18 protein-coding genes and 1 CRISPR repeat array are annotated in these 25,221 nt (G+C 61.3%); of the genes, 7 read left to right on the forward strand and 11 right to left on the reverse strand.

Translation table 11 applies throughout. The features are described 5' to 3' along the window. Window positions 1–87: 87 nt before the first annotated feature. The 9 genes from AADX97_RS06200 to AADX97_RS06240 form a co-directional block, all read right to left on the reverse strand. Window positions 88–3,012 carry a tubulin-like doman-containing protein gene (locus AADX97_RS06200; protein WP_374233895.1) on the reverse strand — a complete coding sequence of 975 codons (2,925 nt, stop codon included), beginning with the start codon at window positions 3,010–3,012 and terminating at the stop codon, window positions 88–90. Between the two features lie 14 nt (window positions 3,013–3,026). After that, a complete protein-coding gene (locus tag AADX97_RS06205; RefSeq protein WP_374233893.1) occupies window positions 3,027–3,782 on the reverse strand; it encodes a hypothetical protein in 756 nt (251 codons plus the stop codon). Between the two features lie 266 nt (window positions 3,783–4,048). After that, on the reverse strand, window positions 4,049–4,975 hold the full coding sequence (locus tag AADX97_RS06210) for an HNH endonuclease (RefSeq protein WP_374233892.1): 927 nt from the start codon (window positions 4,973–4,975) through the stop codon (window positions 4,049–4,051). 85 nt (window positions 4,976–5,060) lie between these two features. Then, the gene (locus tag AADX97_RS06215; protein WP_374233891.1) at window positions 5,061–5,558 is read right to left on the reverse strand and encodes a hypothetical protein; all 498 of its coding nucleotides are present in this window, start codon (window positions 5,556–5,558) and stop codon (window positions 5,061–5,063) included. A 238-nt stretch (window positions 5,559–5,796) separates the two neighbouring features. Further along, window positions 5,797–6,408 carry an NAD(P)-dependent oxidoreductase gene (locus AADX97_RS06220; protein WP_374233890.1) on the reverse strand — a complete coding sequence of 204 codons (612 nt, stop codon included), beginning with the start codon at window positions 6,406–6,408 and terminating at the stop codon, window positions 5,797–5,799. Between the two features lie 111 nt (window positions 6,409–6,519). Further along, window positions 6,520–7,149 (reverse strand): thermonuclease family protein, encoded by a 630-nt coding sequence (locus tag AADX97_RS06225; protein ID WP_374233889.1) that lies wholly within the window; start codon window positions 7,147–7,149, stop codon window positions 6,520–6,522. A gap of 598 nt (window positions 7,150–7,747) precedes the next feature. Beyond that, window positions 7,748–14,795: a CRISPR direct-repeat array (repeat unit 36 nt; unit sequence GTCTTAATCCCCTTAAAAGCGGGTCTCAGATCAAAC). A 211-nt stretch (window positions 14,796–15,006) separates the two neighbouring features. Beyond that, a complete protein-coding gene (cas1, locus tag AADX97_RS06230; RefSeq protein ID WP_374233888.1) occupies window positions 15,007–16,026 on the reverse strand; it encodes a CRISPR-associated endonuclease Cas1 in 1,020 nt (339 codons plus the stop codon). After that, window positions 16,023–16,394, reverse strand: a complete 372-nt coding sequence (gene cas2, locus AADX97_RS06235) for a CRISPR-associated endonuclease Cas2 (RefSeq protein WP_374233887.1) — start codon at window positions 16,392–16,394, stop codon at window positions 16,023–16,025. The genes cas1 and cas2 overlap by 4 nt, the downstream gene beginning before the upstream one ends. Before the next feature lie 25 nt (window positions 16,395–16,419). Beyond that, entirely contained in the window at window positions 16,420–16,704 is a 285-nt protein-coding gene (locus AADX97_RS06240; protein WP_374233886.1) for a CRISPR-associated endonuclease Cas2, read from the reverse strand. Window positions 16,705–17,332: 628 nt separating this feature from the next. On the opposite strand from AADX97_RS06240, the gene AADX97_RS06245 reads away from it, so the two are divergent. Then, on the forward strand, window positions 17,333–17,953 hold the full coding sequence (locus AADX97_RS06245) for a hypothetical protein (protein ID WP_374233885.1): 621 nt from the start codon (window positions 17,333–17,335) through the stop codon (window positions 17,951–17,953). An 819-nt stretch (window positions 17,954–18,772) separates the two neighbouring features. Next, window positions 18,773–20,620, forward strand: coding sequence for a PcfJ domain-containing protein (locus AADX97_RS06250; RefSeq protein WP_374233884.1), 1,848 nt, complete (start codon window positions 18,773–18,775; stop codon window positions 20,618–20,620). Between the two features lie 15 nt (window positions 20,621–20,635). Here AADX97_RS06250 and csx16 read toward each other — a convergent pair whose 3' ends face one another. Beyond that, window positions 20,636–20,932, reverse strand: coding sequence for a CRISPR-associated protein Csx16 (csx16, locus tag AADX97_RS06255; RefSeq protein ID WP_374233883.1), 297 nt, complete (start codon window positions 20,930–20,932; stop codon window positions 20,636–20,638). 170 nt (window positions 20,933–21,102) lie between these two features. On the opposite strand from csx16, the gene AADX97_RS06260 reads away from it, so the two are divergent. The 4 genes from AADX97_RS06260 to AADX97_RS06275 all read left to right on the forward strand — a co-directional run bounded on the left by AADX97_RS06260 (window position 21,103) and on the right by AADX97_RS06275 (window position 23,268). Continuing rightward, the gene (locus tag AADX97_RS06260; protein ID WP_374233882.1) at window positions 21,103–21,765 is read left to right on the forward strand and encodes a hypothetical protein; all 663 of its coding nucleotides are present in this window, start codon (window positions 21,103–21,105) and stop codon (window positions 21,763–21,765) included. 1 nt (window position 21,766) lies between these two features. After that, entirely contained in the window at window positions 21,767–22,390 is a 624-nt protein-coding gene (locus tag AADX97_RS06265; RefSeq protein ID WP_374233881.1) for a DUF488 family protein, read from the forward strand. Beyond that, on the forward strand, window positions 22,387–22,824 hold the full coding sequence (locus AADX97_RS06270) for a DUF488 family protein (protein WP_374233880.1): 438 nt from the start codon (window positions 22,387–22,389) through the stop codon (window positions 22,822–22,824). Before AADX97_RS06265 ends, AADX97_RS06270 begins: the two co-directional genes overlap by 4 nt. 117 nt (window positions 22,825–22,941) lie before the next feature. Further along, entirely contained in the window at window positions 22,942–23,268 is a 327-nt protein-coding gene (locus AADX97_RS06275; protein ID WP_374233879.1) for a hypothetical protein, read from the forward strand. A 239-nt stretch (window positions 23,269–23,507) separates the two neighbouring features. Here AADX97_RS06275 and csm6 read toward each other — a convergent pair whose 3' ends face one another. Beyond that, on the reverse strand, window positions 23,508–24,638 hold the full coding sequence (csm6, locus tag AADX97_RS06280) for a CRISPR-associated ring nuclease Csm6 (RefSeq protein WP_374233878.1): 1,131 nt from the start codon (window positions 24,636–24,638) through the stop codon (window positions 23,508–23,510). 277 nt (window positions 24,639–24,915) lie between these two features. On the opposite strand from csm6, the gene AADX97_RS06285 reads away from it, so the two are divergent. Next, complete coding sequence (locus tag AADX97_RS06285; RefSeq protein WP_374233877.1) at window positions 24,916–25,176, forward strand: hypothetical protein; 261 nt, start codon at window positions 24,916–24,918, stop codon at window positions 25,174–25,176. The last annotated feature ends 45 nt before the right edge of the window (window positions 25,177–25,221 follow it).

The raw sequence follows: 25,221 nt of genomic DNA on the forward strand, positions 1-25,221 counted from the left end.
GCACCTGGCGCGTCGATCAACACCGCCCGGGTGCGGGCATGAGGACACTGGCCGTCCGGCTCTTCACAGCGGAAATAGCGGGGCACGTCAGTCCGCCAATGGCTTCAGTAGCGTCAACATGCTGTCCCAGCGCTGGTATTCCGGGGAGGTCGGACTACCATGCTCCTGTATCAGTTCAGCACGTCGCTTTCGGAGCAAATCGTTGAGCCAACCCCTCTCACGGCGGGCTAGCACGTCGGTCAAACGTGCGTGAAGTGCATCCATGTGCGGACGATCCGGGTTCGCGATGGCCGTCGCAACTGTGGTACCGTGTCGATCGGCATGAACCCCATCATCCTCTTCACGGATGAGAAATACACCGTGTTCATCGACCTTCAGTACACCCACCTCCGGAATGCCTCCAAGCCAGATTTCCGCCTCGTAGCGCAACCGCATCGTTTCAGCGTCTAGGAGGAACAGGTCGGGGCGCCGGTCCTGTTCTCCGTCTGGGTCAATGTTGCAGAAGTAGCGCGTGTCGGCACTGCCGACGGTACTTTTGTACCTGTCACGTAGCGATGCAACCACCTCCAAGCGGCGAGCAGCGAGCCAGTAGTCCATCGTGAGCAGTCTGATCTGCCCAGGGTCGTCATGCTTGAAAACCTCGATGCGATGAGCCTTCCCCGCAGGAGTTGCCGCAAAAAAGATCTCCTCAAGCTTCACGGCAAAAGCATGCTGCGGCAAGCCGAACAACAGGACCCGCCGTGGCATGCTCGGTACCTCGGTGCCTGCACCCAGGATCTCGATCGGTTCCGCGTCGCTGCGGAGGCGTGCACACACCGCAGCCTGGCTCAGAAAACTGTCGACTTCTGCAAGAAACGCTTTTGGATTCTCCGCGTGGCGCTTCTGCAGGATGTCCAGCACTGAGTCCTCGAGGATCCGTGTTCCATGACCATTGGCCGCATAGTCCGTATGGATCTGCTCTGCCAACTGCAATGCAAGGCGCCGCAGGCGGTCTTCTATAGCGGGCAGCGCGTCGTCTCGCATCGCCGCGAGGGGCTGTTGGTCACCAATCGCCTGAAGGATATCCGCGCGCATCAGGGCCGCTGCGGTCTGCTGATGCTGCCCATGACAACGCAACCAGTTGAGGAACGTATCCAGGGCAGCCGGGGCGAATTCATACCGGTTCGCGGTGATGGTCTTTTTCAGGGCGCGCAATTCCTGATCGATCTGATCGCGTTCCCGCTGGACAGTATCGATAAGCCCCATTAGCGCCTGCTGTACGGCCAGGAAGCGGTTCTGTACCTGGGGCAACTGGCCCGCCATTTGATTGATGAAACTGCGGTCCAATTCGGCCAGGCGGCGCCTAATATCCGATACGTGTATAACACTGCAATCGGTCGCGTGGGCGTTAATCAGGGCCGTACGTCGGCCGCTAAACCTAGCGCTGAGCAAGGTGAGCTTGTCCCACTCAAGGCGGCGGGCCTCGATGATCCGCTGCGGCCGGTCCCCGCTCTTATCATCCGCCGCAGGCAAGGCCCCATCCCGCTTCAACTGCGCTCCGAGTTCCCCTAGGACCTGGGGCACACGCGCCAACGCGAGGGGCTGGTTGTGGTCCAGCCAGTGGCGAGTCAAGGCCGTCTCCAACCGGCTCACCGCTTCCGCCACCCGGACTCCCTGGTCTCCTTGACGTTGACTGACCAATGCATCCATACCGCCCTGCTCGAACCTGGTGACGTAAAATTCCTCGAACGCCCGTTCGATATCCTGCAAGGTCGGCGGGGCCGCGGCGCGCGCTAGCCCGGTGGCCTGTTCAGCTAGGGCAGTACGCAGACGTTGCGTAAGAGCCTCGGCCTTGGGCGCAGGTCTTCGCACGTCTTCGATCTCCGCCAGCAGACCACTCACCACGCCGCGGGTCATCGTCCCAGCGCTATCCTGAAGTACGTCAACATATCCGCTGGTATCCTGCCAGTGGTTGTACACCATTTGGCGTAGCACGCTCACCAGTAGGTCCAGCGCCAGCAGGGTCTTGAGCTTCTCGGTTGGCACCTCCCACCGGCGCATGCCGAAGGCACTGAACCGGTAGCTGCGCTCAGGTCTCTTCAAGGGCTCGCCGGGATAGGTGGTGAGGATGTCCTCGCCGGTCAACATCTTCTGGGCGTCCGTACCCATCTGCCCGAAACGCCATGCAACGATGCGCTCAAAGCAGGCCTCCGCGACCACACGCAACTGTGTCTCGAGCGGCATCCTCAAGTTAGCGCTATTTAGAGGAGCGGTCAGCACGACCTGGATCACGGGTTCGGCACCCTCGAACCGTCCAGGGGCAATGTCGTTGCCGAGAAGCGTCGGTTGCAGGCGGCCACAGATTAGGGCGTTAAGGTCGCGTAGCCCTGTGAATTGGTTTTGAAAGAAATAGCCGACGCTAGCGCCCTGGGGGTCGGTATCGGTGACAAAGACATACACAAAAATTGGGAACTGGTCAGCACCGCCGCTGGGATACTTGGAACGGATCAGCGTGATTAGGTCGATGAGCCCGCCACTTCCAGTGCCACCACCGAGGGTTGCGAACAGGTGAAAGGAACACTGGTCGTATCGCCCGTTGGTGAGCGCGCCAACCTTGCCGGAGACCGCATCGCGAACGGCTGCGGCATTCTGCGCGAACAAAAGCCGACCGAATCGCCGCCTTTGGTTGGCGCCTTTGATCTCGGCCTTGCCAAGGAAGGCATCGATGATAGCCGGATCCCCAATCCAGGGGTTGATGTCCCGACGCGCGGCCAGATCGCCGATATTGCCCACTGAAGGCCGGTCGAAGATCAGCCAATCGCTCGATGGCAGGTCCAGGTACTGCCCGAACAAGCTCCATGTGGATCGTTCGTTGCGAACATCGTCGCTTGAATCTATAGCAAGGAACGCAAGACGCACGTCTATTGCTTCGAGCGCCGCAACATCTCGCGCCCGCTGCATCATAACCTTTCGCAGCTCGCCAAGCGTGCGCCCACCCTGCCCGCCGAGGCCGATGAACAGATGGTTCTTCATGTCAGTCTCTTCCTTCAGACCTTGGGGTGTACGCGAATGTCGGTGACAGCCACGATGGGGACAATGAGAATATGTAGAGCGATGAACACCCAAAACACCGTAGCCAAGAGAGTCCGTAACTCTGCCATGCCTTCGGTCAATTTCGGCGTCGCATCACTGATCGCAGCCTGCACTTGGCTCGTCACGGCATAGGCCACCCAGGGGTTGTTATCCGTGACCGTCAGCGGAAATGCCCCGGCGGAGACCGCAGACAAGGTCTCCTGAGCCACATCATCCGGGTTACGCATCTCGCAGGGTGCACCGGGGCCAAGCGGCCCGGAGCGGATCAGCGGGCACTGGACAAGCGCAGCGGCCGTCTGGGCGAGGATCGTCAAGTCACGGCGATCTCGCAGGGTCATCTCGTTATCAGCTGACCCTGAGGGCAACCCCAACTGCTGCTGAGCGGTCACGAAGATGTCGTACAGCAGAGCTGGATCGGTCGCGGTCTTCTGGGGTAGTGAAGCCGCCTGCAGCTGGAGCCATGAGCCAGCGCGGCCGGCACCGAGCCAGAACAGGGTGGAGGCGGCGATGAAAAGTGCCGCGGTGATTCCGAAGATCGCCATGCCGGGTCGGCTGAGCAGCCCCCAGCGTGCGTTCCAGGCCAGGCCCCATATCCAGTAAAGAACCACTAGCGACAGCAGGAAGGCGAGGAACGTCCAAACAAGAACGGGGACATCCAGCCTCGAAAAAACAAGCTGATAGACGAAATTTAGTGAGTCGAAGTAAGTCATGGTCCTTGTCACCATCCAGGAGCGGGGTCCTCTGAACGAATAGCCGACGGCATGGGATTGACCCATGACTGGTAGGCATTATATACCCAGGCACCCGAGATCCACGCCGAGCAGGCCGGGCCTTCTGCGCCGAGACAGAGCCTTCCGCTCATACAACCATCCGTCGTTGGTCACCTGCATATCTGCTCCTCCTGCAATCCGCCGCGGGCGCGCTCCTGCCGACGCCGCTGCACACCGATCGGGATCGGCCCATCCCATCGCCACGTTCACACCCCCGCCGCTACCCGAAACCCCTCGAACCGCTCCGCCAGGTAGTCCCGATTCGGCCGATCCTCCTCATGTCTCGGCAACCGAATCCGCTGCCCGTGATACCCCTTGATCGCCTGCTCCAAGGTCGGTCCGTCGCGCTGCTTGAGCACCGCAGGGGCGACCACCACGCGCCCATCCGGATCGACACCCAGCAGGTTACGGTCATAGGCGCCATGGTGCAGGGACGACAGGCAGAGCCCATTGGGGACCTCGGGCCGGCCGCGATCGTCGCGATCCGGGATGATCTGCGCCGCCTCAAGTAGCCCAGCGATCGGCAACCCCGAGATCGCACAGCGCCGGTCGTAGGCGCCGAGCACCAGCTCGCGGAACTCGCCCTGGTGCAGCCGGACCTTGGCCTCGACGGTGGTGTAGCGCCGATCGAGCGGTGGGGCCGGGAGACGGATCTCCGGGGAGCGGCCTGCGAGCTCATGCGCACTCCCGACGGCCACGGTGCAGCGCAACGCATGCGGGTACCAGTCGGTCAGGTAGCAGGGGAACAGGATGTCGTAGACGCCGGGAACCAGCGCATAGCAGTAGATCAGCGGGGTCTGATCCTCGAACGCCTCACGCAGGGCGGTGTTGTCCCGAGTGTCCGGGTCCTCGCCCTGGAAGGCATAGATGAAGTCGCCGTCGTCGCCCAAGGCATCGTCGTAGCGCGCGGTGCGCCCACGCTTGGGCTTGGTGGTCTTGATGCTCAACACGCCGCGGCGCATCTGCGCCGGGCGGTGGATCCCGCGCGGGGTGCTCCCGAGATGGATGTGCTCGCCCTGCACGTGGAAGCCCTCCTGGATCGCGCCCCACGGCACCGCGCCGCCGTGCTGATCCAGCAGGCGGCGGCACCGCGCGAACGCGGCCGTGCGAATCTCGGCATCCCGGTTGATCACACCATCCGAGCTCTCTGCGTCCGTCCCCGGGCGGGGACGCTCATCCGTGGGTCAAGCGTACACCATCACTCCATGACTGGCGATGCTAAAACGACGCGCCGTGCCTCCTGTCCACCAGGCCCAGGCGAATCCCGATCTCGGCACGGAGCGCCTCGGCAAATGCCTGCCTCACCTCGACCCAAGGTCGGCTCACGATGGTGATCGGCGCCGGACTCGGAAAGTCCTTGAACCAAGGCCCGTAGGACGGCCTCAGCACCTGCTCGCGCTCGGCGGCGAGCACTGCGAGGTCCGCGCGCTTGACCTCGGGCGGCTCAGGATGAATGAGGCCGAAGACCTCGGCCACCACGGCGGTGATGCGCAACTCCACGGCTTTGTACTCCGGAAGCACCTGTTTCAGCGGGCTCACCATATCGCCGATGTTCGCCTCGGCGGCATCGTGCAGCAGCCCGTCCAGACGCAGCGCCGGGGGCAGCAGCTCGGCGACGTGGAGCGAATGTTGGGCGACGCTGTAGGGGAACAAAGCCGCGCCGTTGAAGCGGTTCATGAGCGACAGGGAATGGACGATGTCCTCCAGGCACACCATCTCGGGTTGGGGATCGCGCAGATCGAAGGCGATGCCGGTGTAGGTGGATGTGGACGGGCACGGTGGTCATGAGTCGCGCGCAGGCCTCAGTTCAGCGTCTGGTTGTCTTGGCATTTTGCCACCGGGCGCCTCCCGGCCCGGCGATGCGTGGCCGTCGCGAACACGACGGTCGGTGCCGCACACATGAGATCATCCCGTCCTCATGCCGGCATCGCCTTACCGAACCGATCCAGCTGGCTCAGGTCACCGCCGGGCATTGGTGCAGGTAGGAAGCATCCGAGAGTTGGCGCAGGACGAACTCGGCCACATCCGCCCGGCTGACGAGTCCGGCCATCAAGGTGGGGTCAGTGCCGCTGAGATAGTCGCCGGTGCGCGGTCCGTCACCGAGCCCGCCGGGACGCACGATGGTCCAGTCCAGGCCGCTCGCCCGAATGAGGCGCTCCTGTTCCGTCTTGGCCGCGATGATGGGTTGCAACACCGTATCCATGGCCTGCCGGAACTGCTCACTGACCTGCTCGCGACTGTCGCCGACCCCGAGCGAGGTCACGGCGACGAGCCGGCGCACCCCGTTGGTCTGCATGGCCTTGAGGATGCGCTGCGTGCCGTGCGCCTCGACCGGCTCGGCGCCGACCCCGGAGCCCAGTGCGCAGATCACGGCATCTGCTCCCTGAACACAGCGGCTGGTCGCCTCCTGATCCAGAACATCTCCGCACACCACGGTCAAGCCGCTTTGCGCCTCGATCTTGGCGGGGTCGCGCACCAGTGCGGTCACGGTGTGACCGGACGCGAGAGCCTGCTCCAAAACCTGTCGGCCGGTTCCACCGGTCGCGCCAAAGAGTGCGATCTGCATGCTCGGATGTCCTCGAGGTCTGTGGTTGATCGAAACAGTCGCCGGAGCGGAGCGCCCGGCGACCTTGGGCATGATAACGCCCGGGATCGGCAACCATCCGTCACATCCCGCTCAATCCCGCGGGAAATACTGCTTCGATCCGCTCTCCCGCACGCAGTAGATCCCGCCCCGTGGTCCCGTGCAGAGGCGCCCCGAGTCACACGGACAGGCACCCGAGCTCGGCTTCGCGGGCACGGCGGTCGCCCCGCCGTCGCGCCAATCCCAGGGCGCAATCGGCCGCGGGTCGGCCCAGAGTCCGACCCCATCCCGCCGAGCCGCCTTCTCGGCCGCCGCGTAGAGCCCGCGGTCGCTCGGAGACTGCTCGCCCGCGTACTCGCGGTACCACCAGGCGTAGCCGGCGCGCACCAGTGCCAGGTTCATATCGGCCCCGTCGAGCATGATCTTGCCGACGAGCCGATCGTAGCGATCGCGCTTGTGCCAATCGACGGCCACGGTCTCGCCGCCGACCAGCGACGACAGGACGCGCTTGGATTTGGCCCCGAAGGGCTGTTTGCTCTCGGGAGCGTCGATACCGGCTAGACGCACCCGGTGCGTGCGCTTGCGCGCATCGAGCACCTCGACGGTATCGCCGTCGAGGATTCGGACGACCGTGCCGACGAGGGTGTCGGCATGGGCTGGCGGGGAGATCGGGAGGGTCAGGACAAGGAGGGCAGGGAGCAAACGCAGGAGCGAAAGGGACACGACGTACCCCGGACAGCGGGCATGGGTACCTTGGAGGGTAGACCAGTCCGCTACGGGGACGGGTGAACAGATTCACGCAAACGTCAGTCGGGCCGTCGAAGCCAGAATAGGCGGCTCATTCCGGGGCGAGGTTCGGGTTTTGGGCCAACTTGTCCGCTCGAACGCCCTCGGAACACAGTGACGCCTAGTCAACGACCACGCCTGGGAGCGAACAGGCGCCTCATGGATCATGTGTTGATCCGCCTAAAATCCAGTCTCAATGCGAATAACTTGGCTCAATGCGAATAACTTGTTCGATCACTACAATATGGATTGATGCAGGTAATACGTTTCACCATTAAACTTGAAAGAGCCTAGCAGTGCATGAACTTCAGAGATTTCCTTGCATAAGACAAACCCTGGAAGTTCAGGAATCATTATGCATCCATCTTCCGTGACCGCGTCGACATTATTCGCCTCTAATGCCTTTCGAGCCCAAGCAACAGTCTGATTAGATATTCGAATGCTCATAAGCTCTACGACTTTGGCTATTTCCGAGCCACGGCGGGAAGGCTGCGGGCGGTATCGTCCGATGTCGACCACCCACTCCGGTAGCGTCGTCTTAATCCCCTTAAAAGCGGGTCTCAGATCAAACGCCGATCGAGTACCAGGGGAACACCATCATCGGTCTTAATCCCCTTAAAAGCGGGTCTCAGATCAAACCATCTCGATTTCGCGCCCCGCTTCGACGCGGAAGTCTTAATCCCCTTAAAAGCGGGTCTCAGATCAAACGCAGCAAACTTCCTTACCATAACCAACTCCTCCCGTCTTAATCCCCTTAAAAGCGGGTCTCAGATCAAACCCGGCGTAGGAAACCCTTCCAGCGCCGCGTGCGGCGTCTTAATCCCCTTAAAAGCGGGTCTCAGATCAAACACCCTAGATCCGTTACAATGCATTACCGCGCATAAAGTCTTAATCCCCTTAAAAGCGGGTCTCAGATCAAACCGCGTCGACCTGCCTATTAAGGTTTGCCAGTCTGCGTCTTAATCCCCTTAAAAGCGGGTCTCAGATCAAACAGGTGGAGGCAAGGATGCAGGGGTGGATCGGGTGTCTTAATCCCCTTAAAAGCGGGTCTCAGATCAAACTCTTCCTGGGTTCGCGTCCGGGCGGCGTCATCAGGTCTTAATCCCCTTAAAAGCGGGTCTCAGATCAAACGCGAGCAGCTCCCTGCTGGCCGCACCGAGCGGACGTCTTAATCCCCTTAAAAGCGGGTCTCAGATCAAACCGTGCGGCTACGCCGCCACCTGCCCTCCTCCTCGTCTTAATCCCCTTAAAAGCGGGTCTCAGATCAAACACGCCGCACTGACGATCAACAACCGCGCCCTCCGTCTTAATCCCCTTAAAAGCGGGTCTCAGATCAAACAAATAACATGGTTCAAGGACGACTTCGAAGCGGCGGTCTTAATCCCCTTAAAAGCGGGTCTCAGATCAAACCAATAATAGTCAATAAATCAAACATTTTAGAATTGTCTTAATCCCCTTAAAAGCGGGTCTCAGATCAAACATCCACCGCGCAATAACCAATATCCAACTAAATGTCTTAATCCCCTTAAAAGCGGGTCTCAGATCAAACCTAGTCCTGTTGATGGTAAGTCTAATAATTTAACTGTCTTAATCCCCTTAAAAGCGGGTCTCAGATCAAACACAACATGAGTATCGAATGCCATTTGCGGAACTGGTCTTAATCCCCTTAAAAGCGGGTCTCAGATCAAACCTTTCTTCTATATCGTGCCCCTCCAATAACAGGCCGTCTTAATCCCCTTAAAAGCGGGTCTCAGATCAAACGAACAATTACGCGCTTCCGACGCATTGGGCTTCGTCTTAATCCCCTTAAAAGCGGGTCTCAGATCAAACGCGCTTACCATTTCCCATCGGTCACTCCAGCATGTCTTAATCCCCTTAAAAGCGGGTCTCAGATCAAACACCGATCTGCGCCCGATAAGAGATCATCGGGTCGGTCTTAATCCCCTTAAAAGCGGGTCTCAGATCAAACCCGGGCTGACGGCGAAGACGGCGTCTCTTATTGTCTTAATCCCCTTAAAAGCGGGTCTCAGATCAAACGCCGCGATGGCGATGACCCTCGGCGTCTCCCTGGTGTCTTAATCCCCTTAAAAGCGGGTCTCAGATCAAACCAAGTCTGGCTGCCGAGATCGAGGCCCTTAAGGCTCAGTCTTAATCCCCTTAAAAGCGGGTCTCAGATCAAACTCTTGACCGCGCTCTTAAGCGCATAGCTCAACTCGTCTTAATCCCCTTAAAAGCGGGTCTCAGATCAAACCCGTCGGCCTTGGGCTGCTCGTCGCGACCGGCCTTGTCTTAATCCCCTTAAAAGCGGGTCTCAGATCAAACGGTTACACCCGTACTCTCGGCTGAAAAAGCCGAGTCTTAATCCCCTTAAAAGCGGGTCTCAGATCAAACCGCAGCTTGATCCCTTCCTTGCTCCAGGCGCCTAGGTCTTAATCCCCTTAAAAGCGGGTCTCAGATCAAACCGAACGGGGCCGGTGCTTGGAGTGTCAGGAGCGGGTCTTAATCCCCTTAAAAGCGGGTCTCAGATCAAACGAACCGGTTCTCGCGCTCGATGCTCGTTGCGTGTCTTAATCCCCTTAAAAGCGGGTCTCAGATCAAACCAATCAAGCGGCGATGCGGGCGCGGGGGAGAAGTCTTAATCCCCTTAAAAGCGGGTCTCAGATCAAACTTCAACTCAGCGCCATAGGGGATGTTCGAATCCCGTCTTAATCCCCTTAAAAGCGGGTCTCAGATCAAACCCGGTATAGGTGCCGGCAGCAATCGCCGACCAGCGTCTTAATCCCCTTAAAAGCGGGTCTCAGATCAAACCGGCGAGGCACGACGCATCGTATCCTTGGACGGCGTCTTAATCCCCTTAAAAGCGGGTCTCAGATCAAACTGTTCAACGAGATCAACCGGTTGACCGGGGAGGTCTTAATCCCCTTAAAAGCGGGTCTCAGATCAAACCAAGGTATTCCGGGGCAATGGGCCGAGGATTCGGCGTCTTAATCCCCTTAAAAGCGGGTCTCAGATCAAACATACCCGTCTTCCGCGACCCGCACGGCAATGCCGTCTTAATCCCCTTAAAAGCGGGTCTCAGATCAAACGGGGGGACCGGATCGACTCGGCCTATTGGATCGGTCTTAATCCCCTTAAAAGCGGGTCTCAGATCAAACGTCATCGGCGTCTCAGGCAGACTGGAGACGGCGTGTCTTAATCCCCTTAAAAGCGGGTCTCAGATCAAACGAAAGACCAGAAGATTACCGACCTGTACGCGGTCTTAATCCCCTTAAAAGCGGGTCTCAGATCAAACCGAGCGGTGCTTGGCTGTCGACGGCCTACCTCGCGTCTTAATCCCCTTAAAAGCGGGTCTCAGATCAAACCGCTCCCCGAAGGCGCAACCATCCGCTGGATGGAGGTCTTAATCCCCTTAAAAGCGGGTCTCAGATCAAACATCCAGTCCGCGATCGGGGTCGGGCGTCTTGTGTGTCTTAATCCCCTTAAAAGCGGGTCTCAGATCAAACTACCCGCACTCGAGCGGGGCCTGGCTGTCTACTTCGTGTCTTAATCCCCTTAAAAGCGGGTCTCAGATCAAACAATGTATCAAGGATGATACGTTCACCCAAGTACGTCTTAATCCCCTTAAAAGCGGGTCTCAGATCAAACATTATCGCAATTTCGCTTCCCGGTGTGGATTGGGCGTCTTAATCCCCTTAAAAGCGGGTCTCAGATCAAACCAGTCCCTACGGGCGTATGCGCGTCGCAAGGGCTTGTCTTAATCCCCTTAAAAGCGGGTCTCAGATCAAACCTACCAGGAGTACGCAACCAGGCTCGTGCTCGTCGTCTTAATCCCCTTAAAAGCGGGTCTCAGATCAAACAGAGTAGAGCCTTCGGAAAGGGACTGGCTATCGCTGTCTTAATCCCCTTAAAAGCGGGTCTCAGATCAAACCCCGGAGATAAGAGCCTTGCCCCAAGCGATGGCGTCTTAATCCCCTTAAAAGCGGGTCTCAGATCAAACATGTGTAACCCCGACGCTCTGTTGATTGCTGGTTCGGTCTTAATCCCCTTAAAAGCGGGTCTCAGATCAAACAATTCTGGGTCCTCCGGTGCGCGATTACCGGGGGTCTTAATCCCCTTAAAAGCGGGTCTCAGATCAAACGATGTACTGGAATTGGAGCGGGCCGCGTCCGACTGTCTTAATCCCCTTAAAAGCGGGTCTCAGATCAAACCCAGCGAGAGCCGGTGCTAGGCCCGTCAGGCCCTGTCTTAATCCCCTTAAAAGCGGGTCTCAGATCAAACGCCGCTTACGAAGGTTACTACCAGGCGTCCTGTCGTCTTAATCCCCTTAAAAGCGGGTCTCAGATCAAACCACGTTTGGTGTTATCTCTCGTCGCGCCAGCCCTGTCTTAATCCCCTTAAAAGCGGGTCTCAGATCAAACGCAGGTCTCGCGACGTTTGAAGCGACGTTCGGCGGTCTTAATCCCCTTAAAAGCGGGTCTCAGATCAAACAATCACAACTAGTGGCTGCGCCAGTTCATATGGGTCTTAATCCCCTTAAAAGCGGGTCTCAGATCAAACACATGAGGAGTCTGGTCCATACGATTCGTATGTACCGTCTTAATCCCCTTAAAAGCGGGTCTCAGATCAAACAGTACTGCCGCTCCGGTGGCAGTACCTCGTCGAAGTCTTAATCCCCTTAAAAGCGGGTCTCAGATCAAACATAATGAACAGGCTCATCGACCCCAACGATCTCGGTCTTAATCCCCTTAAAAGCGGGTCTCAGATCAAACCTAGGGGCCTGGAGCATCGATATGAATGCTAGTGTCTTAATCCCCTTAAAAGCGGGTCTCAGATCAAACGCTACGGCTGCATGGGTGGCTCTCGCCATTACGGGTCTTAATCCCCTTAAAAGCGGGTCTCAGATCAAACATTGGATTACGCTCTTCGTCGTATTTAGGCTCTCCGTCTTAATCCCCTTAAAAGCGGGTCTCAGATCAAACTTGGTGGAGTCATTGCCAATACCTTTGGAGCATTGTGTCTTAATCCCCTTAAAAGCGGGTCTCAGATCAAACCGGTAGGCACTTTCAAATAAACAACCTGGCTCATGGGTCTTAATCCCCTTAAAAGCGGGTCTCAGATCAAACGGCGTAGCCGGCGCGCACCAGAGCCAGATTCACAGTCTTAATCCCCTTAAAAGCGGGTCTCAGATCAAACGGCAGGAGACATTCATGAACGAGCAGCCGCTTAACGGTCTTAATCCCCTTAAAAGCGGGTCTCAGATCAAACCCTCGACTTCTGCCAGCGCTGCGCGAGTGCCGAATGGTCTTAATCCCCTTAAAAGCGGGTCTCAGATCAAACTTTTGGTGTCGCGGCGATAGTTCTCCTTGTTATTGTCTTAATCCCCTTAAAAGCGGGTCTCAGATCAAACCGTGTGTACACGCACACGCAAGGTGCGCGTAAAGTCTTAATCCCCTTAAAAGCGGGTCTCAGATCAAACATTGTTTGTCCGCGCCCTACGGGCGCGATTCCGGGTCTTAATCCCCTTAAAAGCGGGTCTCAGATCAAACGGCCGCCCCGACTGCTGCCCCGCAGCAGGCTCGCGTCTTAATCCCCTTAAAAGCGGGTCTCAGATCAAACCCCGAGGACGACGCTCCACAAGGAGACCCCAAGGGTCTTAATCCCCTTAAAAGCGGGTCTCAGATCAAACGCCTCGGCCCGTATAACAAAGGACGGATTTACCCTGTCTTAATCCCCTTAAAAGCGGGTCTCAGATCAAACCATGTGTGGCCGTTACGTACAATCTTCGTCGCCAGATGTCTTAATCCCCTTAAAAGCGGGTCTCAGATCAAACAAAGACCGAAAGGCAATCACCGCACCGCAGGCGGAGTCTTAATCCCCTTAAAAGCGGGTCTCAGATCAAACAGTTGTAGTACCAATCATGGCGGTTGAGTTGGTCCGTCTTAATCCCCTTAAAAGCGGGTCTCAGATCAAACGGCCCTCAACCTCGAGACCACCCTGGGCGAGGCCGTCTTAATCCCCTTAAAAGCGGGTCTCAGATCAAACCAGCAAAGGACAACTAAACGAGCGGTTCCTGGCTGTCTTAATCCCCTTAAAAGCGGGTCTCAGATCAAACGTGGGCTAACAAAAACTAACTCTCCAACTCATGTTGTCTTAATCCCCTTAAAAGCGGGTCTCAGATCAAACGCGAACGCGACAGCCTACACGGCGCTTAACAAGGGTCTTAATCCCCTTAAAAGCGGGTCTCAGATCAAACCATCAAAACGAAGGGGCTTGCGCGTTGGGCTCCAGGTCTTAATCCCCTTAAAAGCGGGTCTCAGATCAAACAAATCCGGACGATTGAGTGGCTCGGAATGTAGCGTCTTAATCCCCTTAAAAGCGGGTCTCAGATCAAACCGGCAGTCCGGCGGGGCCTGGTCCCATGCCCCGCGGGTCTTAATCCCCTTAAAAGCGGGTCTCAGATCAAACAACGTGTATCACTGGCTCGGCGGGAATGGCGACGTCTTAATCCCCTTAAAAGCGGGTCTCAGATCAAACAATTAGGGTGGACATTCCGGTATGGGCCGGTGTCTTAATCCCCTTAAAAGCGGGTCTCAGATCAAACCGATCGCAACAGGACGTTGATGGACATGCGACTGTCTTAATCCCCTTAAAAGCGGGTCTCAGATCAAACGATGTCAGTCTCGTAATGCCGCAAACCTCCCTTGGTCTTAATCCCCTTAAAAGCGGGTCTCAGATCAAACGGGGTTCGGTGGGGTGTCGGTCAACACTGTGTTGTCTTAATCCCCTTAAAAGCGGGTCTCAGATCAAACGGTGGCCTACCTGATTACTGGTAGTGCTTTTCTTGTCTTAATCCCCTTAAAAGCGGGTCTCAGATCAAACCCGCAAGCGCCTTAGAAGCGCTCTGAGAGCGTGGTCTTAATCCCCTTAAAAGCGGGTCTCAGATCAAACCCGTTCGCGGGGCAACCACGTGGGCTGCTCGGCACGTCTTAATCCCCTTAAAAGCGGGTCTCAGATCAAACCGCCTGGAGTCTACTACTTGGAGCATTTCACATGCTGTCTTAATCCCCTTAAAAGCGGGTCTCAGATCAAACCTATGCCGTTGTACTCTTGGATGAATTGATGAACGTCTTAATCCCCTTAAAAGCGGGTCTCAGATCAAACCGCTGCGGGGGGCGGCACCGGCGACGCGCTCAGCGAGTCTTAATCCCCTTAAAAGCGGGTCTCAGATCAAACGCCAACCCAGGGCATGTCCTTCCAGTATTGGAAGGGTCTTAATCCCCTTAAAAGCGGGTCTCAGATCAAACGTCTATTGGGCGAGCGGTGCTCGTCTGATCGCCGTCTTAATCCCCTTAAAAGCGGGTCTCAGATCAAACGGTGCTGACTCTGCCTTTGAGCGAGGTGCTGGTAGTCTTAATCCCCTTAAAAGCGGGTCTCAGATCAAACGGCTGAGCCACCCCTGTTTAGCATCAAAATCCTGAGTCTTAATCCCCTTAAAAGCGGGTCTCAGATCAAACAAAGACATCCCAAGCCAGTACGAATGCAAGGCAGTCTTAATCCCCTTAAAAGCGGGTCTCAGATCAAACGGCTCAACGTTTCGTGACCCCATCAAGATCAAGGTGTTGCGACCTTGCCAATCCGGTTATCCACAGCCACGAAAACATTAGGTTACACATGCACATCTCGGGCCTAATTCTGGTTTCGGGAGCGACTCCTTGTCCCGACCTTGATATTACGCGATTTCTCCTCGGTTGCCATCCCTGGCCGTAGCCTTGCTCCATCAACACGAAACAGTACCTATGACCGGTCGTCCATGGCAGGCATCAAGTCCTTTAGATCTTCCCGTAAAGATGCAGTCTCGCGCCAACAGCACTGCGCGAGCGTGGTCGCGGTTGGATCTGAATCCAGTGCCTCGTCGCATTGCAAATCAGGCCAGTCGCGCCGGGCGTGCGCCCATGCGTGATAGAAGCGGTTGCGTCCGTCCTTGCCGAGGCGACAGCCGTCTTCGGCGCTGGTGGTGAAGTCCTGCGGACCCAGGACGGTATCGAGCAGACTGACAATCACCAGATCCACCGAGGGGCGTAGTGGCTCGATGAGATCGAGCACCAGGGATTCGCGCCCCGGCACCAGGTCGTGGAGCACACCACGCGCCGGGTCGAGGCCCTGCTGTTGGACGGCACCAAGCATCTCCCCGCCGAGCAGCGTATAGCCGAGCGACAGCAGCGCGTTCACCGGATCGCGGGGCGGACGCCGGTTGCGCCCGCGGAATTGCCAGTGCGCGGGCAGGCGGGTCGCCAACCATTGGTACCACGCTCGCGCGGCGGTGCCTTCATGTCCCATCAAAGCGGCGAGCGTCGGAGCCGTGTTCAGTTGACGACGAGCCTCCGCGAGCTGCTCGCCGAGCCGCGTGTCGGCTTGACGCGGGGCACTATCCGCTGACAGCACCGCGGCGGCACGGGCGTGGGCGTGGAGCTTGGCGATGAGGATGCGCCGAGCACAGGCCAGACGTCGCTCGGTCCGATCCGCTGCCCGGTGCTGAGCAGTGCGCAGCGCCACCGTGGATCCCAAGGCCGCGCTCATCCAAGCGGCGGCGCCGTGACCCCTGGAGGATTGCAGCACCGCCGGGATGCCGCGCTCGGCGAGGGCGCGCCAGACCTCGCAGCCGACCAAGGCACGTCCATGCACCACCACCAGCCCGAGCACGCCAAGCGGGATATGCCGGAGCGCTGCGTCGGGGCTTTCCAGGCGCAAGGCACGCCCGTCCAGTGTCAGGCGCGTGTCGCGGTTGTCGATGACGAGCATCAGATCGGCGTTCATGTCGGAAACTCCCTGTGATGGTCGGTTGCGGATGGTGCAGCCATGCGCCGCCAGCGTCCGGCGAGGACGGTTCGGGGTGGCCCGGTCTCGGTGTTGTCGCTCAGCAAGGCACCCTGCAGGACGCTGTGTCCGGCGCAGCGCAGCATGTCCGGCGCGCCCACCGGGTAGGCACGCAAGTCGTCTTCCTCGGGGTCGATCAGAGTCGCCAGGCGATCGAGCAGGCGATCGATGTCCGCGACGGTCCCTGCAACGAGAAAAACCGAGCGCTGGATGGCGATGGCCTCGGCCTGCAAAGCACGGTGCAGGCGCTGCAGGCGACGCGGGTGGGCGATGTCGTAAGCGATCAAGTACCAGCCGGGATGGTGCATCGGACAGATTCCGGTTCGCGACCGCTCAGGCGGCCAACAGCAGGTCGCTGGTCGCGACTGCGGCGCGCCCCTTGCCCCGCGCGAGGATCGGCCGTTGGGCCGCGACCCAGGCGAACAGCAGGTGGTCGCCGGCGAAGTCCAGATCCGCGCGGAGAGACTCGAAGAGCCGAGCCGCTTCGCCGTCGCTCATCCGGCATTCATGCACGGACAGTTGACCGTCCAAGCGCCATTCGCGCACACGCCGCAGGGCACGGCGGCGCACGCGGTCGTCGCTGATGTCGTAGGCAAAGAGTGCGGTGCGCTGCGGCATCGAAGTTCCTCGGGGTTTTGGGGTCCGGGTGCAGTTCAACGCAAACCGGCCTGGTTATCACGCCATGCAAGCTTGCGTGCCATAGGCATCGGCGAGGCTTTGGATACTCAAGGCCAGCCGACGGCGCGCGCTCGACCGTTGACGTGCGCAACCTTGCTCAAGCGCATCGACGCACTCCCGTGAAACGACCTGTCACCAAATGACTACGACCTGCGCTCGTTCCGGGACCTGATCGAGCCGCGGCACGATCTGACCGAGGCCGGAAGTGGAGCTCCCGCGGTTGATCAATGCTCTGCGCAAGCTCTCGGGCGCTCGGGCTCGCGAGTCATGCGATCGTCCGGTGGCCCCGCCGGACGTTCTCGACATGATGCAGGCGCCTACCGAGATGAATGGCTCGCCGGGTCTTGCAGCGCCGGAAGACCGAACGATGCCCCGAGATGGCGGGAGACAAAGAAACTCGGCAGGGGTGCGCTCCTCTTGCCTGTCGACCGGTATCCGACGCCCTCCTGTACAAGCTTGTCGCCCCGGACGGGATGCCTCGTGCGGTTCTCAATGTGCGCGACGCTTCGGTCGCCAGACGCGACCGGAGGCCCCCTTTCGAACCAAACCGCACCGGAGGAGTTGCACCATGACGTACGCAACCGCACGCAGCCCGCTCGTCCTGACTCTCCTCGGCGTGGGTCTTGTCCTAGCCACCAGCGCCGTCGACGCGGCGGGCAACCCGACCGTCGACCGGCGCCACGTGCGCGACCTCGCGCAGGATGCCGCGCTCGGCGCGGGCGAGCACTGGGCGCCCGCACCCCTCGACGAGGCGTTCGGTGCCGTGAACACCGTCAAGGACGTTGCCGCGGTTGCCGCAGGGACCGCTACCGTCCACGGCGTCGCGGGCAGCTCCGCCGCGACGATCTTGGGGACGCTGAACGTCGCTGGCGGCCCGCTGATCGTCGGCGGGGGCGCGGGGTTCGGTTTGGCTGGCCTGCAGGCCAAGTACCTCTACTCCGACTGCGCCGACCGGAATGCCTGCGACGCGGCGGCCGTATCCGGCTATGTCGGAGCCGGGGTGGGTACCGCGGCGGCGGTCGGCTTGGCCGGCACTTACGGTGTCGGCGCCGCCGGGTTGGCCGGCATCGGGACCCTCGTCGGCGGGGGCATGGCCGCCGGCGCGGTCACCTTGGTGGCGCTCCCGGCAGTGGGTGTGATCGCCTTCGGCGGCGGGGCCTATGCCCTCGCCGCTTGGCTCTTCGACTGACCCCGGCCCGTCCGGACGCTGCGCGGGTCCGCGCTGACTGCGCCGACACCGCTTCGCCGCGCCGGATCTCGATCTGCCCGGCGGCGAGAGGCGGGAAGTAATAGTTCGTGTCCCGATCACGCGAGCAGGCGATGACATAGCGCTCAACCCGGCGCTCGCCGAGCATGCCTGCAAAACTTAATGTAGTCAGTGACTCATGCGGCTCGACGTCTTTCGCGGTCTTGACCGAACAATAGTCGTGGTCGGTGAACGCCTTCTCGTTGCGCTCGTCATCTCAACACATCGAATAGGACACTCGGCGCCCGCACGCGGGCGCAACGGCAATCGCCCGGAGCGACCAATCCGTCGCGCTCTCCCCGCGCACGGCACGCTCGGACCACCTCGACGTTCAGCACTGGACATGACGCTTTCAGCCCGCGGTAGGCTGTGGCGTCAGCCTGCGTGAAACTCGCCTGCCCAATATGCAGCCGCTCCGGAAGCCTGTCTCGCAACTCATAGCCCAGGCAGTAGCCCATGGCCTTGCGCCCACGCAGGCGATCGAGTTGATGCCCGAGGCGAGAAATGTCCACAGCGCCCGGCGGCGCAGACCACGGCGGAAGTCGTAGGCAAACAGCGCGGCACGGTCCGGCATCGCGGCTCCCGTGACGATTGGTCCGGAGCCTTTGGCCGTCCTGCATTACGGCATAGGCAAGACTCACCTGAATCGGTCCGGTTCTCCGGGATCCGCAAGCTTGTGTTTCCGGAGTTGGCGGGCGCGCCTTTGGATACTGGCGGTCATCAGGAGCAATCGCTCCGTCTCCGCCGAGTCCATGGAACGCGATGCACGCCGAGACCCTTCGCTTCGAGCACTGGACGTACCGCCACATCGGCGATGCCGGTCTGAGCACCGCCGCCATGACGCTCTTGAGTCGCTTGTTGGCGCGCGAGCAGTTGGGCGGTGCGCGGGCGATCTTGGCGCGGTCCGCAGGCCAACCGCGTCAGCGCCAAACCCTCTACATCGATTTCGGTGGCCCGCTGGACATTCGCGGTCAATCAGTACCCTGGTGGGGTCTTTGGCTGGTTGAGGAGAGCGATCGCAAGCTGTTCTGCTATGCCGCCACCCACCCCGCAGCCTGGCAGCGGCCCCCCGGCGGGCGCGTGCTCAACCGGCTTGCGGTTCTGGATCCGCAGGCACCCTGGATCGACGCGCTGGCCATGCGACTGGCATCCCGTACGCTCGATACCCCGGCGGCTCGGATCGCCACCCCGGAGCGTCCCTCGGATGTTCGAATCCTGGCGCGGATCGAAGGCGCCCTGCTGCGCGCCGCCCTGAACGCCTTTGTCGAGTCGCTCGATCCCGAGATCTTGGCCGCGGTCCGGACCGAAGGCGCGACGACACCGGATGAGTTCAACGCTTACTGCGCAGGGGCCGCGCCCGAGCGCCGCAACCGGCTCCAGGCCGCACGGGCTTATCCTTGGTTTGCCGCCGCATTGCGCCGGGATTGGCGGCTGCGTCGCGCGGTGGTGGCCGGCGCGCCGCTCACCCGCACGCTCGCGGATCACTATCGTGTGCAGCCGCGCACCATCGAGCACACACGCGCCTTGGCCCGGCAACCGTCCGATCCGGCGGCACACGCAACCCTGCTCAAACGCCTCGACACGCTGCCGGCGGAGTATCTGCCCCGCAGCGAGGAGGACTGGCGCGTATTTCATGCGCTGGACGAGCCCTTGCGCGACCTCACCGAGGCGCTTGGCGTGCCGCTTCCGCAGCTGCTCAAGCCGCTGAGCAAGGGCTGGGCAATCGGACTGGCAAGCCTGACGGAAAACGCCGGCGGAGCGCTCGACGTGCAGGCCATCTTCGCCATGATGCAGGGGGCTTACCGCTATGGGATTCGCCCGGCGTTGCAGGCCTGGCGGATCGAGCATGGCGGAGTATCTGTGATTCCCCCCCAGGCCCCGCTGGCTGTCTTTGCGCTCTGGTTCGGGCGCTACGGTCTCGGGCGGCTGGCCGTGCTCGCCCGGCGCTGGCATGAGGACTTGAACCGCTTCAGCCTGGCGCGCGTGCAGGCCGTCGAGACCGCACCGGGGTTGCCGCAACCCGACGCACCTTTGGCCTGGCCGGCGCTGATCGCGGGTCGCCACAGCCATGGTCCCTATCACGTCATCGAACTGACCAGCCCGATCGCGTTGGAGCAGGAAGGCCATCAGCTCGAGCATTGCGTCGGCACCTATGCCGCCGTCTGTCTGGAAGGGGTCACCTTTATCTACGCGGTGCGCGACCGCTACGGCCGGCATTGTTCCACCTTCGAGGTCCGAGTGGCCGAGACCACCCCCGTGCTGATCCAGCATAAAGCGCTGCGCAACAGCGCGCCGCCGCAGGACGAGCAAGCCCTGGCGCTGCGCTTCATCGAACGGGTCTTGACGCGGGTGACACCGGCGCGTCTCGCGGCGGTGTGTGCCGAACGCCGGCGGCTGGCCGAACACGCCGTCGCCTCGCTCGATCGGCTGGCCATGCTCGACGATTTCGGGGCCTTGACCGGTCAAATCGATGAAGAAGATGCCGTCGCGCTGGCTCGCCTGACCGAAGGGCTGCACCCGGCCGAGGCACGCCGCGAGGGTATCGCGGCCTATCTCATGCGCAGCGGGGTGTTGGCGGGAGCCATCCCGGACGAGGCCGGGATGGCGTAAGCCGGCGGATATCGGTCAGGTCGGCAGGCGTTGAATGCGATATTCCTCGACGCGCGCGCCGCAGGCTCGCATCTGTTCGGCGGAGAGTTCCACACCGCGCAAGGTGGCCGGCAGATCCAGCGAGAGGTTCAGATAACGCGCCCCGCGCGTACAGACCTCGGCGGCGAGATTCACCGGCAGCGAGCCGATGAGGATGTCGCCGGGCGCGATGATGGTCGGATCGAGATGGTCAATGACCTCGTCGACGGTGATGCCTTCCTCGGCAGCCCAGTCGCGGGCACCGGGATGGCGGGAAACGAAGTAGGTGGTCATGGTCGTAAAGGCTCCTTCAATCCTGTGAGTCGAGGCATCAATCGGCCCCGGATCCAGACTGCGCGCAGACGGATCCGCTTTGGCCGTTCGCAAGCTTGCGATTCCGGACCCGTGTGCGTGTCGCGCGCATCCTCTGCACATTCAAGCGGTTTGTGCACGGGAGATCACGGATGGCGACCTATTCCAAAACCCTGGTGTTGCTCGCCAACTCCTGCAAAAACGGCGGTCGCTGCGTCGCGGGCAAGGAAGTGGTCAATGGCCGCGTCGGAGCCTGGGTGCGTCCGACCGGTGCAGGGTTCGGCGGAGCGCTCCAGCCCTTCGAGCAACGGCTGCACAACGGCACCTTGCCCGCCGTCCTGGATGTCGTCGAGGTCGCGTTGCGTCGCCCGGACCCGGTCGGCTTCCAGAGCGAGAACCACCGGATCGCATCCGGTCTGCCCTGGTCATACCGCGGGCGGCTCTCGCGCGCCGCGCTGCATCGGTTCGTCGATCCCTGCGCAACACTGTGGCTCAACGGCTTTTCGAGCGCGGGCGGCTGCAACGACCGCGTCCCGGAAAGCCAGCTCGACCGCCTCGACACGTCGCTCTGTTTCATCGGCCCCGTGACGGTCACACTGTCCGTCGGCGCAGGCAAGGTGCGCGCCCGTTTCCACTATCGGCAGGTGCAGCACGACATCTGCGTCACCGACCCGACGATCAAGGCCGCCTATGCGGCCTGCGCGGACGGTTGGTACCCTCTCGGCGAGGCGTTCATCTGCGCGAGCCTGGCGCCCGTCTGGAACGGCTACGCGTACAAACTGGCCGCCGCCATCATCACCCCGCAGGCAGACTGATATGACGTCGCAACTCTACACCATCGGCCATTCCGACCATCCGCCGGAGCGTTTTCTCGAACTGCTGCGCGCGCATGCCGTCACGGCGATCGCCGATGTGCGCTCCCGGCCTTACAGCCGACGCCATCCACAGTTCAATCGCGAGCCGTTGAAGGCAGCGCTGCAGGAGGCCGGCATCGCCTACGTCTACCTGGGTCGCGAATGCGGTGCGCGCGCGGACGATCCGGCCTGTTACGACCGTGGTCAAGTCCAGTACGAACGACTGGCCCGCACCGCACTGTTTCAGGCGGGGCTGTCACGCATCCGCGAGGGCGCAGCAGCCTTTCGTCTGGCGCTGATGTGCGCCGAGCGCGATCCCCTGGGCTGCCATCGCACTATCTTGGTCAGCCGCCACTTGGTCGACGCCGGACTGTGCGTCGAGCACATCCTGGCCGACGGCACGCTGGAGTCCCATGCGAAGGCGCTGGTGCGACTGCGCACGCAACTCGGCCTCGGTCAACCGGACCTCTTCAGCACGGATGCCGACCTCGATACCCTGGCGTATCGCCGTCAGGCCGAACGCATCGCCTATACGCAGGAACGGCCGACCGAGCCCGGCGGCACGCCGACGGAGGATATCCAATGAAGCTGTACACCATCGGTTTCACGCAGAAGCGCGCCGAGCAGTTCTTCTCTCTGTTGAGCCGGCACGGCGTCAAACGCGTGCTCGACATCCGTTTGAACAACCGCTCGCAGTTGGCCGGCTTCGCCAAACGCGACGATCTGGGCTATTTCCTGAAGGCGCTGTGCGGGATCGCGTACCTGGAGGTTCCGACCTTGGCGCCGACCTCCGAGATCCTCGCCGCCTACAAGCACAACGGCGGTGACTGGCCGACCTACGAGCGGCATTTTCTGGCGCTGCTCGAACAGCGGCGCGTGGCCGCGACTCTGGAATCCTCGCTGTTCGAGGACGCCTGTCTGCTATGCAGCGAACACCAACCGCATCATTGCCACCGCCGACTGGTCGCCGAGCATCTGTCGGCGCACTGGGACGGGATCGAGATCCGGCATCTGACCTGATCCCCGCCGCCGCGAGCCGGGATTCGGGGCCGCCACCGGCGCCATCACAAGCTTGCGCTCTCCGACGCGATGCCTCCTGCAAGGTTTACTCGTCCGGCCGCCGACGCGGTCATCGCCGTGAAGATCAACCCTGGAGACGCCTCCCCGATGAATGCCAACGCCTTGCTGACCGCCGTGACCACCGCGCTCGGCACCTCCGCAACCGGAACCATCACGCTGGCCACGATCCCCACGGCGGTGACCACCACCGTCCCGGCCGGCGGACTGGCAGGCTGGCTCGGCTTCACCACCACCACGACGACCACGGTCGTGGCCGCACCCGTGACCGTGTCGGTGGAGGCAGTGGTTGCCGTCGGGGCCCTGTTGGTCTGCGGCGGTTACCTTGCAGCGAAACATCTGCGCGGCGCGGCTGGCACCGACATCGCCACGCGCGACCCCTTCTGATCGACACGCCTGTCCGGCCTGTTCCGTTCCGGCTCCGGCGCGTGTGACGGCCTTTGCGCCGAAACGCGGAATCCGCATCGACATCGCCGAAGCAGGTGCGTTGCGCGTGCGCGTCACTCCCGCCCGGTGGCTCGCTTCAACAGTGCCGACGAGCAACGTTTAGGCCGACGCGACGGCGCTGCGCACCCGTGCGCGGACACAGCCGGTTGCGCCGCGCCCGGGGGTTGCAACCCGGCTGATCAAGTCCGGCGGATCTCGATCTGCTCCGGGTCCAGCGGCAGGAAGTAGTAGGCCGTTTCGCGATCGCGCGAGCGGGCGATGGCATAGCGCTCGGCCGGTCGCTCGCCGAGCGTGTGCTCGAGGGTCTTCTTGATCCGCGACTTGTGCGGCTCGAAATATTTCGCGGTCTTGAGGGGGAAGTAGTCGTGATCGGCGAATGCCTTCGCGATGCGGTCGAGATGACCGCTCATGGGATTGGCGACCCGACGCACGACCGTCTGGAACTCCTCGGCCATCGCACGACACGACCAATCCGTGGCGCTCTCCCCGCGCTGCGCACGCTCGGCCAGCCAGAGCAGGATCAGGAACTCCGTCTCGCCGAGGTCGAGGGCTTCATCGTCGGCCCACGCCTCGTAGGTGTCCGGGTTGAGGATCAGCCGGGGCGGTCGGAGGCCCCGGTTGGCCATGGCCACCACCTGCGTGAAACCGGCCTGCCCGGTGCGCAAGCGTTCGGGCAAGCCGTCGCGCAGCTGCACGAAGGGGATGCTGGCCAGATCCACATCGGCGTTGCGCGCATCGACGGTGATCTCCTTGTCGCCGCGTTTGCTGTGGATCGGATGCTCGTAGGGCGTGGGGTAGTAGAAGTCGCGGTTGGTCTCGTAGGGATCGGAAACCAGCACATGGGAGAGCCGATCCTGCGGACGCCCGTAGAGCGACAGGGCATAGCCGAGGTAGTAACCCATGGTCTTGCGCCCGCCGGCGATCGAGACGTGGATCTCGGTGTTCGGATCCTCGGTCAGAGCGCGTAACGTCTCGGTGATGAAGTTTGCCGCCAGGGTGTTGTGCGCCTGCGTGCGGATGTCCTCCAGCGGCAAGCCGTCATCGCCCTGCAGGACGTGGATGTTCTGCTCCGGAAAGGCGATGGGCGGCAGCCGATAGTCCTCGCAAAGGCGGTGGAACCAGCGTTTGCCGCCCAACAGGTTGAGCCGGGCATTGTTCGCCCCGGTCGCAGTGGTGATGAGGTGGACCTCGCTGGGAATCCATGGTGGATCGGTGCGACAGGCCAAGACGTAGAGCGTCTCGGTCACGACCTGGGGAGTGAGGCCGGTCACGGCGATCAGCAGACGGCGGGGGGTGGCGGGGGTGCTCATGGGTATCGCGTTCCGTTCGAGTGAGGAGCATGGGAACCCGCTGCATCCGGGTCCCGTTTCAGTTCAACGCTAGCATGGGCGAACGCCGCGGCCTGTTCGTGCAAGCTTGCAGCGCAGGTTCACGCGCCGGCGTGCTGCCACGATCACACCGGTTGTCGGGTCATCGCGATCGGCGCCTTTGCAAGCTTGGCAATACCGTCGTGATGCACCCTGCGAGCTTTAATCACCAGGCCGCCGAGACGGTCATCACTTTGAACATCAACCGGGAGACGCCTCGATGAATACCGAAACTATTCTGACCACCGCGACCGCCGCACTCGGCACCTCCGCAACCGGAACCATCACGCTGGCCACGATCCCCACGGCGGTGAGCGCCACCGTCCCGGCCGCCGGGTTGGCCGGCTGGCTCGGCTTCACCACCACGACGACCACGGTGGTGGCGGCACCCGTGGTGGTACCGGTGGCAGCGGTGGTGGCCGTGGGCGCGTTGCTGACCTACGGCGCGATCCTCGCGATCAAGCAGATGCGGGCCGTCTGACCGACAACGCCCGAGCCGACAAAGGCCTGTCGGCTGGCCCGGCTT

It is taken from the genome of Thiocapsa sp. C2-2m, from assembly GCF_041903745.1.
Taxonomy (GTDB): domain Bacteria; phylum Pseudomonadota; class Gammaproteobacteria; order Chromatiales; family Chromatiaceae; genus Thiocapsa; species Thiocapsa roseilacustris.

What these genes read in the sequence shown, in the direction of transcription:
- AADX97_RS06200 (WP_374233895.1), bottom strand. Translation starts at nt 3,012, where the DNA reads ATGAAGAACCATCTGTTCATCGGCCTCGGCGGGCAGGGTGGGCGCACG.
- AADX97_RS06205 (WP_374233893.1), bottom strand. Translation starts at nt 3,782, where the DNA reads ATGACTTACTTCGACTCACTAAATTTCGTCTATCAGCTTGTTTTTTCG.
- AADX97_RS06215 (WP_374233891.1), bottom strand. Translation starts at nt 5,558, where the DNA reads ATGGTGTGCCTGGAGGACATCGTCCATTCCCTGTCGCTCATGAACCGC.
- AADX97_RS06220 (WP_374233890.1), bottom strand. Translation starts at nt 6,408, where the DNA reads ATGCAGATCGCACTCTTTGGCGCGACCGGTGGAACCGGCCGACAGGTT.
- cas1 (WP_374233888.1), bottom strand. Translation starts at nt 16,026, where the DNA reads ATGAACGCCGATCTGATGCTCGTCATCGACAACCGCGACACGCGCCTG.
- cas2 (WP_374233887.1), bottom strand. Translation starts at nt 16,394, where the DNA reads ATGCACCATCCCGGCTGGTACTTGATCGCTTACGACATCGCCCACCCG.
- AADX97_RS06240 (WP_374233886.1), bottom strand. Translation starts at nt 16,704, where the DNA reads ATGCCGCAGCGCACCGCACTCTTTGCCTACGACATCAGCGACGACCGC.
- AADX97_RS06245 (WP_374233885.1), top strand. Translation starts at nt 17,333, where the DNA reads ATGACGTACGCAACCGCACGCAGCCCGCTCGTCCTGACTCTCCTCGGC.
- AADX97_RS06250 (WP_374233884.1), top strand. Translation starts at nt 18,773, where the DNA reads ATGCACGCCGAGACCCTTCGCTTCGAGCACTGGACGTACCGCCACATC.
- csx16 (WP_374233883.1), bottom strand. Translation starts at nt 20,932, where the DNA reads ATGACCACCTACTTCGTTTCCCGCCATCCCGGTGCCCGCGACTGGGCT.
- AADX97_RS06260 (WP_374233882.1), top strand. Translation starts at nt 21,103, where the DNA reads ATGGCGACCTATTCCAAAACCCTGGTGTTGCTCGCCAACTCCTGCAAA.
- AADX97_RS06265 (WP_374233881.1), top strand. Translation starts at nt 21,767, where the DNA reads ATGACGTCGCAACTCTACACCATCGGCCATTCCGACCATCCGCCGGAG.
- AADX97_RS06270 (WP_374233880.1), top strand. Translation starts at nt 22,387, where the DNA reads ATGAAGCTGTACACCATCGGTTTCACGCAGAAGCGCGCCGAGCAGTTC.
- csm6 (WP_374233878.1), bottom strand. Translation starts at nt 24,638, where the DNA reads ATGAGCACCCCCGCCACCCCCCGCCGTCTGCTGATCGCCGTGACCGGC.
- AADX97_RS06285 (WP_374233877.1), top strand. Translation starts at nt 24,916, where the DNA reads ATGAATACCGAAACTATTCTGACCACCGCGACCGCCGCACTCGGCACC.